Annotated in this window: 10 protein-coding genes, 3 pseudogenes and 1 other annotated feature; of the genes and pseudogenes, 6 read left to right on the forward strand and 7 right to left on the reverse strand. The window is 52.2% G+C overall.

Translation table 11 applies throughout. The features are described from left to right. The 3 genes and pseudogenes from trpCF to AC3RPL_RS08555 all read right to left on the reverse strand — a co-directional run bounded on the left by trpCF (window position 1) and on the right by AC3RPL_RS08555 (window position 4520). Window positions 1–1362 carry a bifunctional indole-3-glycerol-phosphate synthase TrpC/phosphoribosylanthranilate isomerase TrpF gene (trpCF, locus tag AC3RPL_RS08545; RefSeq protein WP_490739656.1) on the reverse strand — a complete coding sequence of 454 codons (1362 nt, stop codon included), beginning with the start codon at window positions 1360–1362 and terminating at the stop codon, window positions 1–3. Between the two features lie 2 nt (window positions 1363–1364). Further along, window positions 1365–2958, reverse strand: a pseudogene (gene trpD / locus AC3RPL_RS08550) (bifunctional anthranilate synthase glutamate amidotransferase component TrpG/anthranilate phosphoribosyltransferase TrpD). Further along, complete coding sequence (locus tag AC3RPL_RS08555) at window positions 2958–4520, reverse strand: anthranilate synthase component 1 (protein ID WP_490739657.1); 1563 nt, start codon at window positions 4518–4520, stop codon at window positions 2958–2960. The pseudogene trpD and the gene AC3RPL_RS08555 overlap by 1 nt, the downstream one beginning before the upstream one ends. Window positions 4521–4544: 24 nt before the next feature. Then, window positions 4545–4641: a sequence feature (Trp leader region), on the reverse strand. 169 nt (window positions 4642–4810) lie between these two features. Between AC3RPL_RS08555 and rnm the strand changes: the two genes are divergently transcribed. Continuing rightward, complete coding sequence (rnm, locus tag AC3RPL_RS08560) at window positions 4811–5674, forward strand: RNase RNM (protein ID WP_490740657.1); 864 nt, start codon at window positions 4811–4813, stop codon at window positions 5672–5674. A gap of 32 nt (window positions 5675–5706) precedes the next feature. Continuing rightward, window positions 5707–6327: an L-threonylcarbamoyladenylate synthase gene (locus AC3RPL_RS08565; RefSeq protein WP_490739658.1), complete on the forward strand. Its 621-nt coding sequence runs from the start codon at window positions 5707–5709 to the stop codon at window positions 6325–6327. Window positions 6328–6433: 106 nt separating this feature from the next. Here AC3RPL_RS08565 and AC3RPL_RS08570 read toward each other — a convergent pair. Beyond that, window positions 6434–7586: pseudogene (locus tag AC3RPL_RS08570) on the reverse strand (glycosyltransferase). 548 nt (window positions 7587–8134) lie between these two features. Here AC3RPL_RS08570 and rluB point away from each other — a divergent pair. Continuing rightward, the gene (gene rluB, locus AC3RPL_RS08575) at window positions 8135–8989 is read left to right on the forward strand and encodes a 23S rRNA pseudouridine(2605) synthase RluB (protein WP_490739659.1); all 855 of its coding nucleotides are present in this window, start codon (window positions 8135–8137) and stop codon (window positions 8987–8989) included. 56 nt (window positions 8990–9045) lie between these two features. Here the strand turns inward: rluB and cobO are convergent, their stop codons facing one another. Beyond that, window positions 9046–9636 (reverse strand): cob(I)yrinic acid a,c-diamide adenosyltransferase, encoded by a 591-nt coding sequence (gene cobO, locus AC3RPL_RS08580; protein ID WP_490739660.1) that lies wholly within the window; start codon window positions 9634–9636, stop codon window positions 9046–9048. Continuing rightward, a complete protein-coding gene (locus tag AC3RPL_RS08585; protein WP_490739661.1) occupies window positions 9636–10397 on the reverse strand; it encodes a YciK family oxidoreductase in 762 nt (253 codons plus the stop codon). Before AC3RPL_RS08585 ends, cobO begins: the two co-directional genes overlap by 1 nt. Before the next feature lie 207 nt (window positions 10398–10604). On the opposite strand from AC3RPL_RS08585, the pseudogene sohB reads away from it, so the two are divergent. Then, window positions 10605–11620, forward strand: a pseudogene (gene sohB / locus AC3RPL_RS08590) (protease SohB). A 26-nt stretch (window positions 11621–11646) separates the two neighbouring features. On the opposite strand, the gene AC3RPL_RS08595 reads toward sohB, so the two are convergent. Continuing rightward, complete coding sequence (locus AC3RPL_RS08595) at window positions 11647–11895, reverse strand: DUF2498 family protein (RefSeq protein ID WP_490739662.1); 249 nt, start codon at window positions 11893–11895, stop codon at window positions 11647–11649. Between the two features lie 408 nt (window positions 11896–12303). Between AC3RPL_RS08595 and topA the strand changes: the two genes are divergently transcribed. Together topA and cysB are read left to right on the forward strand one after the other, a co-directional pair. Beyond that, window positions 12304–14916, forward strand: a complete 2613-nt coding sequence (gene topA, locus AC3RPL_RS08600; protein WP_490739663.1) for a type I DNA topoisomerase — start codon at window positions 12304–12306, stop codon at window positions 14914–14916. Between the two features lie 263 nt (window positions 14917–15179). Further along, window positions 15180–16154, forward strand: a complete 975-nt coding sequence (gene cysB, locus AC3RPL_RS08605) for an HTH-type transcriptional regulator CysB (protein WP_490739664.1) — start codon at window positions 15180–15182, stop codon at window positions 16152–16154. Window positions 16155–16233: the final 79 nt, after the last annotated feature.

A 16233-nucleotide genomic window follows, 5' to 3' on the forward strand; every position in this document is an offset into this window, starting at 1 on the left:
TCAGTACGCCTTCAGCGTTTGAAAAACTGAGGCAATTTTCATGGCATCTTTGATTTCTGGCGCGCTTTCCACGCCGGAATTGAAATCCAGTCCAGCACAACCGAGTTGAGCCGCCTCAACGCAGTTATCCGCACCCAGACCTCCGGCCAGCAGGACATTCTCCAGCGATTGTCCCTGCAACAGGCTCCAGTCAAAACGCCTGCCGCTGCCACCCTGACCGTTGTCGAAAACATAGCGGTCCACGTCCTGCCAGTCGCGGGCGGGCAGCGTATCGCCGATGCTGAAAGCTTTCCAGATCTGGATTTCCGCTGGCAGCTGACTGCGTAACTGCGTCACCCATTGCTGGTCTTCATCACCGTGCAGCTGTACCGCACTGAGTTGCAGGGCAGTGGCAGTAGTGACAACGTCACTCATGGCGTTATTGCGGAACACGCCAACATACTTTAATGCGGCACCGGCCATCACCTCTGTGGCTTTATCCTGAGTAATCTGGCGCGGAGAACCTTCGGCAAAAATCAGACCACCATAGATAGCACCCGATTCAAATGCGCTACGGGCATCTTCCGCACGGGTCAGTCCACATACTTTGTTGTCACCGATGATCACCCGGCGAACAGCCGCAGTAAGATCGTCTTCCGCCATCAGTGCAGAACCAATCAGAAAACCGTTGGCAAAATGGCTCAGCTCACGGACCTGCGCGTAGCTGTTGATGCCGGATTCGCTGATGACAGTGACCCCATGTGCCACTTTCGGTGCCAGCTGGCGGGTTCGGTTCAGATCGATTGACAGATCGCGCAGGTCGCGATTGTTAATCCCAACGACTTTCGCCCCCAGCGCTGTGGCGCGCGCCAGCTCGTCATCGTTGATGACTTCGGTCAGCACACCCATATTGAGGCTGTGCGCGACCGCAGAAAGCTGGCGATACTGCTCATCCGTCACCACTGAAAGCATCAGCAGGATGGCATCAGCCTGGTGGTAGCGCGCCAGGTAGATCTGGTACGGATCGATAATAAAGTCTTTACACAGCACCGGCTGAGTGATGGCCGCGCTGACCACCGGCAGGAAATCGAAGTTTCCCTGAAAATATTTTTCATCGGTCAGCACGGAAACAGCCGACGCATAGTGCCGGTAAACACCGGCGATGACTGCCGGATCGAAATCCTCGCGGATTAACCCTTTCGAGGGTGACGCCTTTTTGCACTCCAGGATAAAGACGGTACGGGCACCGCGCAACGCATCGTAAAAACTGCGGGTGGACGGTGTAATCTCGTTCTGAAAGGTCGCCAGCGGCTGTTGCTGCTGTCTTTCTGCCAGCCAGACGGCTTTATCCTGAACAATTTGAGTCAGTACGGTTTCCTGCATGATTATCCTCTTGCTGCCAGTGCGACAACACGTTGCCAGGCGTCGCCGCCACGAATGGCATCCAGCGCCCGTTGGGCATTTTGCCGCAGATCTTCGTTGCCGAAAATTTTCAGCAACAGCGCAACATTGGCGGCGACGGCTTCTTCGTGTGCGCGATCGCCTTTACCCTGGAGCAATCGTGCCAGAATGTCACGGTTTTCTTCTGGCGTACCGCCCTCCAGCGCCTGCTGCGGATAGCTGTGCAGGCCAAAATCTTCTGGCGTCAACTGATAGCTGGTGATCTCACCGTCGCGCAGTTCTGCCACATGGGTGGCACTGTGCAACGCCACCTCATCCATACCGCCGCCGTGAACCACCGCCGCACGCTGGTAACCCAGGATCTTCAGCGTCTGCGCCACAGGCAATACCAGTTCCGGACTGTAGACGCCAATCACCGCCAGCGGCGGACGGGCAGGGTTAATCAGTGGTCCCAGCACATTAAACAGCGTGCGGGTTTTCAGTGCTTTACGCACCGGCATGGCATGACGAAAACCGGTGTGATACTGCGGAGCGAACAGGAAGCAGACGTTGAGATCGTCCAGCGCCTGACGCGCCTGCTCTGCGGGTAAATCCAGGCGGATGCCAAAGGCTGCCAGCAGGTCGGATGAGCCCGATTTGCTGGAGACGCTGCGGTTACCGTGTTTTGCCACTTTCAGCCCACAGCTTGCCGCAACAAAGGCACTGGCCGTCGAGATGTTAATGCTGTTGCTGCCGTCACCACCCGTACCGACGATATCCGCAAAGCTGTAATCGGGGCGTGGAAACGGTTGAGCATCGGCCAGCAGGGCTGTGGCGGCACCGGCGATTTCTTCCGGATGCTCACTGCGTACCTTCATGGCGATCAGTGCGGCTGCCAGCTGGGTTGGCTCCAGTTGCCCGGTAACGATGGCGGAAAAAAGTTGCTGACTTTCATTACGGGACAATGTTTGTCCCTGGTAAAGCTTTTCAAGAATGCTGTTCATCGTTATCTCCTTATTATCCCGCCAGCGCCCAGGCCAGCGTCTGTTCCAGCAGCCGAGCGCCGTGGGTAGTGAGGATCGATTCCGGGTGAAACTGGAATCCACAGACACGATCGGCATCATGACGAACGGCCATAACCATGCCGTTAAAGGTGGCGTTCACCGTCAGCCCGGCAGGAACCTTACTGCCAACCAGCGAGTGATAGCGTGCCACCGGCAACGGATTGCTCAGCCCGGCGAACATGCCTTCACCGTCATGTTCAATGGCAGAGGCTTTACCGTGCAGGATTTCCCCGGCCTGGCCGACATAGCCGCCGTAAGCTTCCACAATCGCCTGATGGCCGAGGCAGATACCAATAATCGGCAGACGTCCGCGCAGGCGGGCCAGTAGTTCAGGCATACAGCCTGCCTCAGAGGGCGCACCCGGTCCGGGAGACAGCATCAGCACCGGGTTTTCCATCGCCTGAAGGCGTTCAGTCAGTACCTCCGCCGGGACATTGTTACGGTATATCACCACGTTGTGGCCCGAGGCGCGTAACTGGTCGACGAGGTTCCAGGTAAACGAATCGATGTTGTCGAGCAGCAGAATATCCGCCATCAGAAAATCTCCTTACAATGATGAGCCGTGGCAATCGCGCGCAGCACTGCCCTGGCTTTATTACGGCTTTCATCCGCTTCCGCCTGGGGCACAGAATCCAGAACCACACCGGCACCCGCCTGAACGGTGGCAATGCCGTCCTCAACATAAGCCGAACGGATAACGATGCAGGTGTCGAGATCGCCGCTGGCGGTGAAGTAACCGACGGCACCGCCGTAGCTGCCGCGTCGGCTGCCCTCTGCGGTGGCAATCAGCTGCATGGCGCGAACCTTCGGTGCACCGCTGAGCGTGCCCATATTCATGCAGGCCCGGTAGGCATGGAGCACGTCGAGATCGTCGCGCAGCTGGCCTACCACCCGGGACACCAGATGCATAACAAAGGAATAACGGTCAACTTTGGTCAGATCCGCTACGTATCGGGTGCCTGGTTTACAGATGCGTGCCAGATCATTACGGGCCAGGTCAACCAGCATCAGATGTTCTGCCAGCTCTTTATGATCCGTTCGCATTTCCAGTTCAATACGGCTGTCGAGATCGTGGTCCAGAGAGCCATCAGCATGGCGTCCGCGCGGACGAGTACCGGCAATCGGGTAGATCTCAATTTGCCGTGAGGCGGCATCGTATTTCAGTGAGCTTTCTGGTGAAGCGCCAAACAGGCTGAAATCCTGATCCTGCATAAAGAACATGTACGGACTGGGATTAGCGTTTTTCAGCGTCTCGTAGGCGGCCAGCGGAGAGGGACAGGGGAGCGAGAAGCGACGAGACGGCACAACCTGAAAAATTTCTCCGGCGCGGATCTGTTGCTGCAACTGAGAGACGATGTTGCAGTACTCTTCATCACTCTGGTTGCATGCCAGCGTCATGGTTTCAACCTGCTGAACCGGCAGAGGATGTGCGGGTTGCAGCATCTGGGTATGCAGTTGTTCAATACGACTTTGCAGGCGTAAAAACTCCGCAGGTACTGAGGTAAACAGGCTGGCCTGTAAGCGTGCCGTCCGGGTTTGATGGTCGATAACCAGCAGCGTTTCTGCCAGATAGAAGCAATAGTCCGGGCAGTTCTGCTGATTATCCAGCGCGGGGAGATTTTCGAAGCCAGCCACCAGATCATAAGCAAACAGGCCGCCCAACAGCATCGCTTCCCGCTCGTCTTCCGGGCAGCTGAAAAGCTGAGGGATCAGGCGCAGAGCATCAAACACCGAGGTCGACTTAAGCCGTGAATCCTCATCCTGCACTTCGCTGTCTGCCGGAAACGTCAGCTCAAGGCTGTCAGGTCTTAAGCTGATGGTCACCGCTGACGGCAGCGCGGCGGTCAGCTGCGTCAGTACGGCACGGCCGTTTTCTGACAGAGCCTGCACGGTAACCTGGTTGCCCAATGCCTTAATTCGCAGCGCGCTGTCGACAATCAGCAGGCTTTTGAGATTACGTTTGCTGTCTATATCGGCTGACTCCAGCAGCAGTGTAGCCGGACGTGCAGCACACAGCTGATGAAAAACAGCGGCCGGATCGGCGCGGTAAGGCGCATTACCGGTGATCAGTTTCATTACAGGTTTGGCATTTTGCATCAGGACACTCTCTGAAATTTGCTAAAAAAAAAGCCCGCTGGTGCGGGCCGGGTATCTGCATTTCGCTGGTTGCGTGCATCCATCCTTCGCCCGTTCAGGGAAAAGTACGCCACCAGCCTGTCATCGTTGTATTGGTGATTGTCATGATCCAGATACCCCTGCGTGTGAACTTGCGTACTAGTTAACTGGTTCAGGGAAAAAAAGTCAATACTCTTTTTCCCCGTCATTAAATCTGCGTATCATGCGCGGCTGTACAATCCACTTAATCCGGAGTCGTTGTGAGCGATGTAATGACCGATAATCCCTGGCCTGTATACGATCTCCACAGCCATACAAAGGCTTCTGACGGATTACTCTCGCCGCAGGAGCTGGTGCTGAGAGCCGTTGAGCATCGTGTTGGGGTGCTGGCGATCACCGATCATGACACCATTGCCGGTATTCAACCAGCGCGTGAGGCTGTTGCCCACCATCAACTCCCGCTAAAGCTGATAGCTGGCGTGGAAATCTCTTCTCTGTGGGAAAATCATGAGATTCACATTGTCGGGCTGGGTATTGATGAGTGCCACCCGGCGATGACGGTATTTCTGCGTGAGCAGAGTGAACGACGTCTGTCCCGTGCAACGCTGATGGCGGAACGTCTCGAGAAAGCTCATATTCCCGGTGCGCTGGAGGGGGCACTGGCGCTGGCAGAGGGCGGGGCGGTAACCCGCGGTCACTTCGCCCGTTTTCTGATTGCGCAGGGTCAGGCGGAGAATATGGCGCAGGTTTTCAGAAAATATCTTGCCAGAGGGAAAACCGGCTACGTGCCACCCCAGTGGTGTACAATTAAACAAGCTGTTGATGCGATTCATCATTCTGGCGGCTGCGCCGTCCTGGCGCATCCGGGGCGGTACGGATTGTCGGCCAAATGGTTAAAGCGTCTGCTGACCTGCTTCTGTGAAGCCGGAGGCGATGCGATGGAAGTGGCGCAGTGCCAGCAGGCCCCCCAGGAACGAAGCCAGCTGGCGCGCTACGCCCTTGACTTCCAGCTGGCTGCGTCACAGGGTTCTGATTTCCATCAACCTTGTGCGTGGATAGAGCTGGGAAAAAAATTATGGTTGCCGGGCGGTGTTGAGGCCGTCTGGCAGCGTTTTCCCGACATCGCGAAACGTTGAACCGTCGGTGATGCGGCAAACAAGAGGTTTTTATGAGTCAGTTTTTTTATGTTCACCCGGAAAATCCCCAGCCTCGCCTGATTAAACAGGCGGTGGAACTGCTGACAAAAGGCGCAGTGATTGTCTATCCGACCGACTCCGGTTATGCGCTTGGCTGTCGGCTGGAAGATAAAAATGCCATGGAGCGCATCTGCCGCATCAGGCAGTTGGATGGTGACCACAACTTTACATTGATGTGTCGCGATCTCTCGGAACTGTCTACCTATGCTCACGTCGATAACAGTGCCTTCCGGCTGATCAAAAATAATACGCCCGGGAATTACACGTTTATTCTGAAAGCCACCAAAGAAGTGCCCCGGCGGCTGATGAGTGAGAAGAGAAAAACCATTGGCCTGCGCGTACCTTCAAACCAGATCGCGCTGGCGTTGCTTGAAGCACTGAACGAACCGCTGATTTCGACCTCCCTGATGCTACCCGGCAATGATTTCACCGAATCCGATCCGGAGGCCATCCAGGACAGCATTGGAAAGCTGGTGGACCTGATTATTCATGGTGGCTATCTGGGCCAGCAACCGACTACGGTGATTGATCTGACCGAAGACGCGCCAGTTGTAGTCAGGGAAGGTGTCGGAGATGTTCAACCTTTTCTGTGATAAACGCAGAAGGGAAACACCCAGCCATAAGGCGTGGTGTTCCTTATGGCTGACTAATTTTAATGTAAAACTGCCGCCTGCTGTGGCGCTAAACCATCAGGGGCAGTTATCGGGCAGATGAATAGATATTATTCAGTTGCTGTTTGAATCGGGTCGGATCGTGTTCATCTTTTATCCTTGCCAGCGAACGGGCAGATTTCTCGCTGATGTCACCACGGTTATGCAGGGCGGAAAGAATATGTGCCTTGAACTGCCCGACGATGGATTTCCTTAACTCTTCTTTAGCGCTCGCACTGTTAACATCAAATTCATACATATCGTTCAGTGGGCAGTTAATCAGCCATCCGGCGGCGTGCGGATTTATTTCTGGTAGCGCGCGCAGATTGGTGGTGATAACCGGACAACCGCTGGCCTGCATTTCAAGCACTGAAAAGCCATAGGTGTCCTGCCAGGTGGGTAATAACCCGACATCACTCTCAGCCAGCAACGTCATCACTTGCGCATTTGGCAGACTGCTGTGGTGTCTGAAAAAGGGAGTTTTGCCAGCTGACTTTCAATATGCCGGTGAAAATCTGCTGTGTCCTGCCAGCCTCGATGGGCAACGTTGTGTTGGCGGGATAAATCACCAATCAGATTTACCTGCACGTCATCGCTGTTAATTAATCCCTCATCTGCCAGAGCCGAGAATGCCAGAACCACTTCCGCTCCGCCCTTACGATAAAACTCATTGCCCACAAAAGTGAAATTCACCTTGCCGCTCTGCACCTGGCGTGCATGACCGGCCAGTACCGGTTGTGGCGGATGCAACACACATAACTTCTCGCTGATTACTTTTTGCCAGGCCGGAAAAGCCTGTAACAGTTTGTTCTGAATCTGAAGGGTGGACTCTGAGATATGGCAATCAAACGGATGCAGGATTTATCTGCAGCCAGCCCGAGCAGGTGATGCAGTTCAGGGTTCTCTGACTTAGCCACACCCGCGACAGGCAGTACTCTGGGGATTTCTGTCTCAAAAGTAGCCACCCACGGATGCGAGGTGCGGGCAACCTCATTAAAAAGATGAATAACCTGAGTACCAGCAGGCAGGGTGCCCGGTAAGCACTGGAACATAAAGGTTTTGTTTTTCTTAAGAAGTTTACTGCGTATCACATTGATATAAGAATAGATGTTTTTCTTTTTGCAATTAACGTAGTCATTTTGCGGATCAACAATAATGTTTCTCTGCTCCGGATATCCTGTGCCACTAATCGCAATCTTCATAAATTTCCGACACTCTGTTGTTTCAGGGAGGATTCAGGTTGATGAGCTGAAACCATTCATTAGCTATGTTAAACGGTTTACACGAAATCTAACCGATTGATAATAGGATTATTCCTTAGCTGCAATTTCACCCTGAAGTTACACAGTTGAATTAAGTCATTTTCCCGAATCGAAAATATTCAAACCAATAAAATTTAAAGCCAGGATGGTAGTATCAAATATATCTGCTTATGGCGAGATTAAATAATAAGACCTGAACGAAAGTGTTTGGATTGTTAAGCTGATCGTTGCCGTTTTATCAGCGAAAAAATTGTGTAATACCATTACGTCATGGTCGTGAGTTGAATGGCCCGCCGGATAATCTTCTTTCATGAAGATGGCCAATCTTTTCATCAGACAGGGCGCGAAAGGTACATTGTCCAGGCGGCAACTTAGAAGGTTACACTGTGGTGAAATGTCTGTATAATGTTACGCAAATTTAAGAAATTGAAAATAAAAGAAATTTATATTTAACATGACGCCTGGGAAGGCGACAACGAGGTAATTCCATGAGCGAAAAATTACAGAAAGTCCTGGCTCGTGCCGGGCACGGTTCCCGCCGCGAGATCGAAACCATGATTTCAGCAGGTCGCGTCAGCGTGGATGGCAAGCTGGCAACGCTGGGCGATCGGGTTGAATCCAGTAAAGCACTTAAAATCCGCATCGACGGTCATCTCGTTTCCGTCGCAGAGTCAACCGAAGAGATCTGCCGCGTACTGGCCTATTACAAACCTGAAGGCGAATTATGCACCCGTAATGATCCTGAAGGGCGTCCTACCGTATTTGATCGTCTGCCAAAACTGCGCGGGGCGCGGTGGATTGCAGTTGGCCGACTGGATGTCAACACCTGCGGGCTTTTACTCTTTACCACTGATGGTGAACTGGCAAACCGCCTGATGCATCCCAGCCGGGAAGTTGAAAGGGAATACGCGGTGCGGGTGTTTGGCCAGGTTGATGATGAAAAAATCAAACAGCTGAGCCGGGGTGTACAACTGGAAGATGGTCCTGCGGCTTTTAAAACGTTGAAATTTAGCGGTGGGGAAGGGATCAACCAGTGGTACACCGTGACACTGACTGAGGGGCGCAACCGCGAGGTACGCCGTCTGTGGGAGTCGGTCGGTGTTCAGGTCAGTCGACTGATCCGCACCCGCTATGGCGACATCGATTTGCCAAAGGGATTGCCGCGTGGGGGATGGACGGAACTGGATCTGACCCCCACCAACTACCTGCGCGAGCTGGTCGGTCTGCCAGCAGAAACCAACAGCAAAGTGCCGGTTGATAAAGATCGTCGCCGCACCAAGGCTAACCAGATTCGTCGAGCGGTCAAACGTCACTCGCAGGTGAGCAATTCCGGCAAACGCTAATGCTGCGAGCTTCAGAAGAGACAACAACACCTCTCTTCTGAAGCAAAAGAACAATCTTACCAGTCAATCCCCTGCTGAGCCTGCACACCCGCATCGAAAGCGTGTTTGACCGGCCGCATCTCGGTTATGGTATCGGCCATTTCAAGCAATTCCCGATGACAGCCGCGACCTGTAATAATCACGTTCTGGTCGACCGGGCGCACTGACAGCGAGGCTATAACCTCTGTCAGCGGCAGGTAACTGAAGTTAATCATATACGTCAGTTCATCCAGCACGACCAAATCCAGCGCGGGATCTTCCAGCATTCGTTTTGCCTGTTGCCAGACGGTCAGGCAGGCGGCCGTGTCCGTCTCTTTATTTTGCGTATCCCAGGTAAACCCTGTCGACATAACCTGAAATTCCACGCCGAGAGGTTCCAGCACATTGCGCTCGCCATTCGGCCATTCGCCTTTAATAAACTGAACAACCCCGACCCGCTTTCTGTGACCGCATGCGCGTAAAGCCGTGCCAAACGCAGCGGTGGTTTTACCTTTGCCATTGCAGGTAAAGATCATCAGGATGCCGCGTGTTTCAGTGGCTGCGGCCACCCGGGCATCGACTTTTTCTTTTAACCGCTGCTGACGTTGCTGGTGGCGATTTTCAGCCATTATGATGCGGCTCCGGGTTTACGACCCGGCTGGGCATCAAAACTTATTCCGGTTTTTCCTTTACTGTCATCACCCATCAGATAAAGATAAAGCGGCATGATATCCGCCGGTGTTTTCAGTTTTTCCGCATCTTCGCCGGGGAATGCACTGGCACGCATTTTAGTCCTTGTTCCGCCGGGATTGATGCAATTGACGCGGAGTGACTGGCTGTCGTATTCATCCGCCAGTACCTGCATAAGGCCTTCAGTCGCAAACTTGGAAACCGAATAAGCTCCCCATCCCGCACGTCCCTGACGACCAACGCTTGAGGTGGTAAAAACCAGCGATGCCGAGGCCGATTTGAGCATCAGCGGCAGCAATGCCTGCGTCAGAAAAAAGGCAGCATCAACATTTACCCTCATCACCCGCTGCCAGACCTGTGGGTCCTGCTGTTCAACAGGGGCTATGTCACCCAGCAGCCCGGCATTATGTAGTACGCCATCCAGCCGTGAAACCTGTTGCGCCATCTCTGATGCCAGCTGCCGGCAATCTACGGGCGTAGCGGTTTCCAGGTCGAGAATAAATTTATGGGCTACCGGCAGGTTGTGTGCCGCAATCTCATCGACAACGCCCTGTAGTTTTTCTGGGTTACGCCCAAGCAGCAGAACTTTTGCACCATAACGTGCACAGGTCAGTGCTGCTTCACGGCCAATACCCTCACTGGCTCCGGTTACCAGAATGATGCGATCGGTCAGCAAATCGCTTTTTGGAAGATAATGCACAGGATTGTCCTCAGCAGTGAACAGACTGGCGCGGGCTGACAATGTTTGTCGCCCGCGATGAACAAAGTGTTATGCCTGAAAATGGCTGTCAGTTCAATGTGATCGCACTGTTAACGCAGACGGTATTTGACAGGAATCGGGCGACTTCTGCCAGTGACTCAGCTAAACTAGCCGTTTTGCTTACACGATGTGAATAAGGCGGAATTAGTGGAACTACTCTCTTATTATGGGCTGTTTCTGGCAAAGACAGTGACGATAGTGCTGGCAGTTATTGCGATTGCCATTGTGATCGCCAATCTGGCTATGCGCAGGCGCGGACAGAGCGGTCAGCTTGAGCTGACCCATCTGGGTGAACGTTATCTGGAAATGAAAGATGACATGCTGCTGGCTAAGATGAAACAACCACAGAAAAAGCTGTGGCAGAAAGAGCGAAAGAAAAAACAAAAACAGGAGGCGAAATCTGCAAAGCAGGGGATGAATCACATCCAGCAGAAACCCACTTTGTTTGTCATCGATTTTCGCGGCAGCATGGATGCCCATGAGGTTTCGTCCCTTCGCGAAGAAGTGTCAGCGGTGCTGGCGGTGGCAAAAGCAGAAGATGAAGTGCTGCTTCGTCTGGAGAGCCCGGGCGGTGTTGTGCATGGTTATGGTCTGGCTTCCTCGCAGTTGCAGCGTCTGCGTGACAAAAAGATTAGGCTGACGGTGGCGGTGGTTATATGATGGCCTGCGTGGCCGATCGTATCGTAGCAGCACCGTTTTCCATTATCGGGTCGATTGGCGTGGTCGCGCAGATCCCAAACTTTAACCGACTTCTGAAGCGTAACGAAATTGATGTAGAACTGCATACCGCAGGGGAGTACAAACGCACCCTGACATTGTTTGGTGAGAATACCGAGCAGGGGCGTGAAAAATTTCGCGAAGATCTTAATGAAACCCATCTGCTGTTTAAACAGTTTGTTCACCAGATGCGCCCAGGGTTAGATATCGACAGCGTGGCAACCGGCGAACACTGGTTCGGCACGCAGGCCCTGGAAAAAGGGCTGGTGGATGCTATCGGCACCAGCGATGATTTGATCATTGAACATCTGAACGGTCACGAAGTCATCGCCGTGCGTTATGTCAGACGCAGAAAACTGATGGACCGTTTTACTCAGAGTGCAGCCAGCAGTGCAGAAGGTGTGATACTGCGTTTCTGGCAGCGGGGTGAAAAGCCACTGCTTTAATGGTTTTATGGGGTAAGCGCAGGCGCTTAGTTTTTCAGCTGGTAACGGGATGATAATTCCGTTGCCAGATATTTGAAGACGTTAAAAACAGCGGTGCTTTTTTCACCTGGAAGCCCGTGCTCATCCAGATAGTAGTTGCCGCGAAACACCAGAACGTCACCTTTCTGCTCCACATCCGTCGCAGTCAGACCTTCAAAATAGAGTTCATGTTCTGCAACCAGTTTGTTGGCTTTTTGCAGCAGGGTTACTTTGTCAATAACGTTGGTCTGGTTCATCCCAGCTCTCCTTTATAGTCGATGACAACCGGCACTATATTAAGACCTCGCTAAACAAAAGCACAATGTTTGCGCGACCTTACCTTTCACCACTCTTTTTATCCCGCTCTCTGGCAGAAACCACAGGCAGATGCTAATTAAGTTGCGTATCAGATTTTATCAGGTAGAGTGTGGGCGTTTCGGGTTCCGGGCGTAAAACTGGCTTTACGCTTAGTGAGTGCATCACGAAGAGTGTTGTAAAAGTTTAATTTAATCAATAAGTTAAGTTCACGAGTGACAGCGGTTATCCCGGCAAATTGCGACAGGGTTGAAAACGAAAAACCTGAAAGCGATATCGCTAACGCGGCGGATTTGTCCCGGTAAACGACACCATTCACTCACGGATGTTTTAATCAGGTAAAGGTAAATATGGGCAAAGCTCTCGTAATAGTTGAGTCCCCGGCAAAAGCCAAAACAATCAATAAATATCTTGGAAATGACTACGTGGTGAAATCCAGCGTGGGTCATATCCGGGATTTGCCGACCAGTGGTTCAACAGCTAAAAAGAGCGCTGACTCTACAACCAGTAAAACCACCAAAAAGGTGAAGAAGGACGAAAAAGCGGCGCTGGTAAGCCGGATGGGCGTTGATCCTTATCATGGATGGGATGCCAATTATCAGATTCTGCCGGGCAAAGAGAAAGTGGTTTCCGAGCTGAAATCACTGGCACAGAATGCCTCACATATCTATCTCGCGACCGACCTTGACCGTGAAGGAGAGGCCATTGCATGGCACCTGCGCGAAGTGATCGGGGGTGATGATTCACGCTTCAGTCGCGTGGTGTTTAATGAGATTACCAAAAATGCCATTCGCCAGGCGTTTGAGAAGCCTGGCGAACTGAATATTAATCGGGTCAATGCACAGCAGGCACGTCGCTTTATGGATCGTGTGGTGGGATACATGGTTTCACCGCTGCTGTGGAAAAAAATCGCCCGTGGCTTGTCGGCGGGCCGTGTGCAGTCGGTGGCTGTACGTCTGGTGGTTGAGCGCGAGCGCGAAATCAAGGCCTTCGTTCCGGAAGAGTACTGGGAGTTACATGCTGATTTAAACACGCCTAAAGGCAGCGATTTGCCGATGGAAGTGACGCACCAGCATGATAAGCCGTTTCGTCCGGTTAACGGGGAACAGACTCAGGCGGCGGTCAGCCTGCTGGAGAAAGCCCGTTATCTGGTAGAGGATCGTGAAGATAAACCGACCAGCAGTAAACCGGGGGCGCCTTTTATTACCTCCACGTTGCAGCAGGCGGCAAGTACCCGACTGGGTTACGGTGTTAAGAAGACGATGATGATGGCTCAGCGTCTTTATGAAGCCGGACATATCACTTATATGCGTACTGACTCGACTAATATCAGTCAGGATGCCCTTGGCATGGTGCGTGGCTACATTGAAAATGAATTTGGCGAAAAGTATCTGCCAAAAGAGCCCAACGCTTATGTCAGCAAAGATAATTCCCAGGAAGCGCATGAAGCGATAAGGCCTTCTGATGTTGGCGTGCTGTCTGAACAGCTGAAAGATATGGAAGCGGACGCGCAAAAACTCTATCAGTTGATCTGGCGACAGTTTGTTGCCTGTCAGATGACGCCGGCGAAATATGACTCGACCACGCTTACGGTGACCGCCGGTGATTTCAGGCTGAAAGCGAAGGGTCGTACTTTACGTTTTGACGGCTGGACCAGAGTGATGCCTGCGCTGCGTAAAGGTGATGAAGATCGCACTTTGCCGCCGGTCGAAGTGGGTGAAGAATTGAAACTGTTGCAACTGAAGCCGAGCCAACACTTTACCAAGCCACCCGCGCGTTTCAGTGAAGCTTCTCTGGTGCGTGAGCTGGAAAAACGCGGCATCGGCCGGCCTTCGACTTATGCTTCTATCATCTCCACAATCCAGGACCGTGGCTATGTGCGGGTTGAAAGCCGCCGTTTCTACGCTGAGAAAATGGGAGAAATCGTCACCGATCGTCTGGAAGAGAACTTCCGCGAATTGATGAATTACGATTTTACCGCTCATATGGAAAACAGCCTCGATCAGGTAGCCAATAACGAGGCAAAATGGAAAAGTGTGCTCGACACTTTTTTTGCTGATTTCAGTCAGCAGTTGGAGAAGGCCGATAAGGACCCGGAAGAGGGCGGGATGCAGCCGAATCAGATGATCCTGACTTCGATTGACTGCCCAACCTGTGGCCGCAAAATGGGGATTCGAACGGCCAGTACCGGCGTTTTCCTGGGATGCTCTGGTTATGCTTTGCCGCCAAAAGAGCGCTGTAAACAGACCATCAACCTGATACCGGAAAATGAAGTACTGAATGTTCTGGAAGGTGATGATGCAGAAACTAATGCACTCCGTGCCCGTCGCCGTTGTAATAAATGCGGCACAGCAATGGACAGCTATCTGATCGATAACCAGCGTAAACTCCACGTCTGTGGCAATAATCCGGCTTGTGATGGCTATGAGATTGAGCAGGGCGAGTTTCGTATCAAAGGTTATGACGGACCGGTGGTTGAATGCGAGAAGTGTGGCTCTGAAATGCACCTGAAAATGGGGCGTTTTGGTAAGTACATGGCCTGCACAAATGATGAGTGTAAAAACACCCGTAAAATTCTGCGCAATGGCGATGTCGCTCCACCTAAAGAGGATCCTGTGCCACTTCCGGAGCTGGCCTGCGAAAAGTCGGATGCCTATTTTGTCTTACGCGATGGGGCGGCCGGTGTGTTTCTTGCGGCGAATACTTTTCCGAAATCTCGTGAAACACGTGCACCATTGGTTGAGGAACTGCAACGCTTCAGCGACCGACTGCCTGAAAAACTTCGCTACCTGGCAGATGCTCCGGCAGCCGACGATGAAGGTAATAAATCGGTGGTACGCTTCAGCCGTAAAACCAAACAGCAATATGTCAGTACCGAAAAAGACGGGAAAGCAACCGGCTGGTCAGCATTTTACGTTGATGGTAAATGGCAGGTGACCACTAAGTCGTCTGCTAAGAAGTAATCATGTCATTCAGGGCCAGCTCAGACTGGCCCTGTTTCACTGACTGTTAATCAGAGCTCTTGTGTTTATTAACAAGCGACTTTGTGTTCCTACGCCTCTCATCTCTGCTTCACATCACGCCAGCTTTTGGTATAGTTGTTATAGAAATATCATTTCTTATTATCAAATCGCATTAAACCGGAGATCCTGCAAACCATGGCTGTGAACGATATGACAGCACTGGGTTACGGGTGCGCGGCTTATAACCCCTGGATGGAATCAACATGAAATTGCAGCAGCTGCGTTACATCGTTGAGGTGGTTAATCATAACCTCAACGTCTCGTCGACGGCCGAAGGGCTCTACACCTCTCAACCCGGAATCAGTAAGCAGGTACGCATGCTGGAAGATGAGCTGGGTATACAGATTTTCGCGCGAAGTGGTAAGCACCTGACTCAGGTCACTCCGGCCGGACAGGAAATTATTCGCATAGCCCGAGAAGTTCTCTCCAAGGTTGATGCGATTAAATCAGTGGCGGGTGAGCATACCTGGCCAGACAAAGGTTCTCTCTATGTTGCCACCACTCATACGCAGGCCCGTTACGCTTTGCCAGGGGTTATCAAAGGATTTATTGAGCGTTATCCTCGTGTTTCCTTGCATATGCATCAGGGCTCACCAACACAAATTGCGGAGGCTGTCTCCAAAGGCAACGCCGACTTTGCTATTGCAACTGAGGCCCTTCATCTTTACGACGATTTGATTATGCTGCCCTGCTATCACTGGAATCGGGCAATTGTGGTTACACCCGATCATCCACTGGCTGATAAAGCGAAGGTCTCTATTGAGGAGCTGGCAGAGTATCCGTTAGTGACTTATACCTTTGGTTTCACTGGTCGTTCAGAGCTGGATACGGCGTTTAATCGTGCCGGTCTGACCCCACGAATTGTGTTTACCGCCACCGATGCCGACGTCATTAAAACCTATGTACGCCTCGGTTTGGGCGTTGGTGTGATAGCCAGCATGGCTGTCGATCCGCTTTCCGACCCCGATCTGGTGAGAATTGAAGCGACTGATGTATTCAGCTATAGCACCACCAAAATTGGTTTTCGCCGTAGTACTTTTTTGCGCAGTTATATGTATGACTTCATACAGCGCTTTGCCCCCCATCTTACCAGAGATGTGGTCGATACTGCCGTAGCGCTGCGTTCAAATGAAGACATCGAAGCGATGTTTAAAGACATCAAGCTACCGGCCAAATAGATATCCTTTCATTAAATGTGGTTATACAGGGGGCTGCCAGGCTTCTCTGCCTTATTGCTGGATCTGTTCTTATCCGTAT

This window comes from Erwinia papayae (assembly GCF_058241465.1).

Excerpts from the sequence above, each read along its gene's own strand:
- trpCF (WP_490739656.1), bottom strand. The coding sequence starts at position 1,362 with ATGCAGGAAACCGTACTGACTCAAATTGTTCAGGATAAAGCCGTCTGG.
- AC3RPL_RS08555 (WP_490739657.1), bottom strand. The coding sequence starts at position 4,520 with ATGCAAAATGCCAAACCTGTAATGAAACTGATCACCGGTAATGCGCCT.
- rnm (WP_490740657.1), top strand. The coding sequence starts at position 4,811 with ATGACCGATAATCCCTGGCCTGTATACGATCTCCACAGCCATACAAAG.
- AC3RPL_RS08565 (WP_490739658.1), top strand. The coding sequence starts at position 5,707 with ATGAGTCAGTTTTTTTATGTTCACCCGGAAAATCCCCAGCCTCGCCTG.
- rluB (WP_490739659.1), top strand. The coding sequence starts at position 8,135 with ATGAGCGAAAAATTACAGAAAGTCCTGGCTCGTGCCGGGCACGGTTCC.
- cobO (WP_490739660.1), bottom strand. The coding sequence starts at position 9,636 with ATGGCTGAAAATCGCCACCAGCAACGTCAGCAGCGGTTAAAAGAAAAA.
- AC3RPL_RS08595 (WP_490739662.1), bottom strand. The coding sequence starts at position 11,895 with ATGAACCAGACCAACGTTATTGACAAAGTAACCCTGCTGCAAAAAGCC.
- topA (WP_490739663.1), top strand. The coding sequence starts at position 12,304 with ATGGGCAAAGCTCTCGTAATAGTTGAGTCCCCGGCAAAAGCCAAAACA.
- cysB (WP_490739664.1), top strand. The coding sequence starts at position 15,180 with ATGAAATTGCAGCAGCTGCGTTACATCGTTGAGGTGGTTAATCATAAC.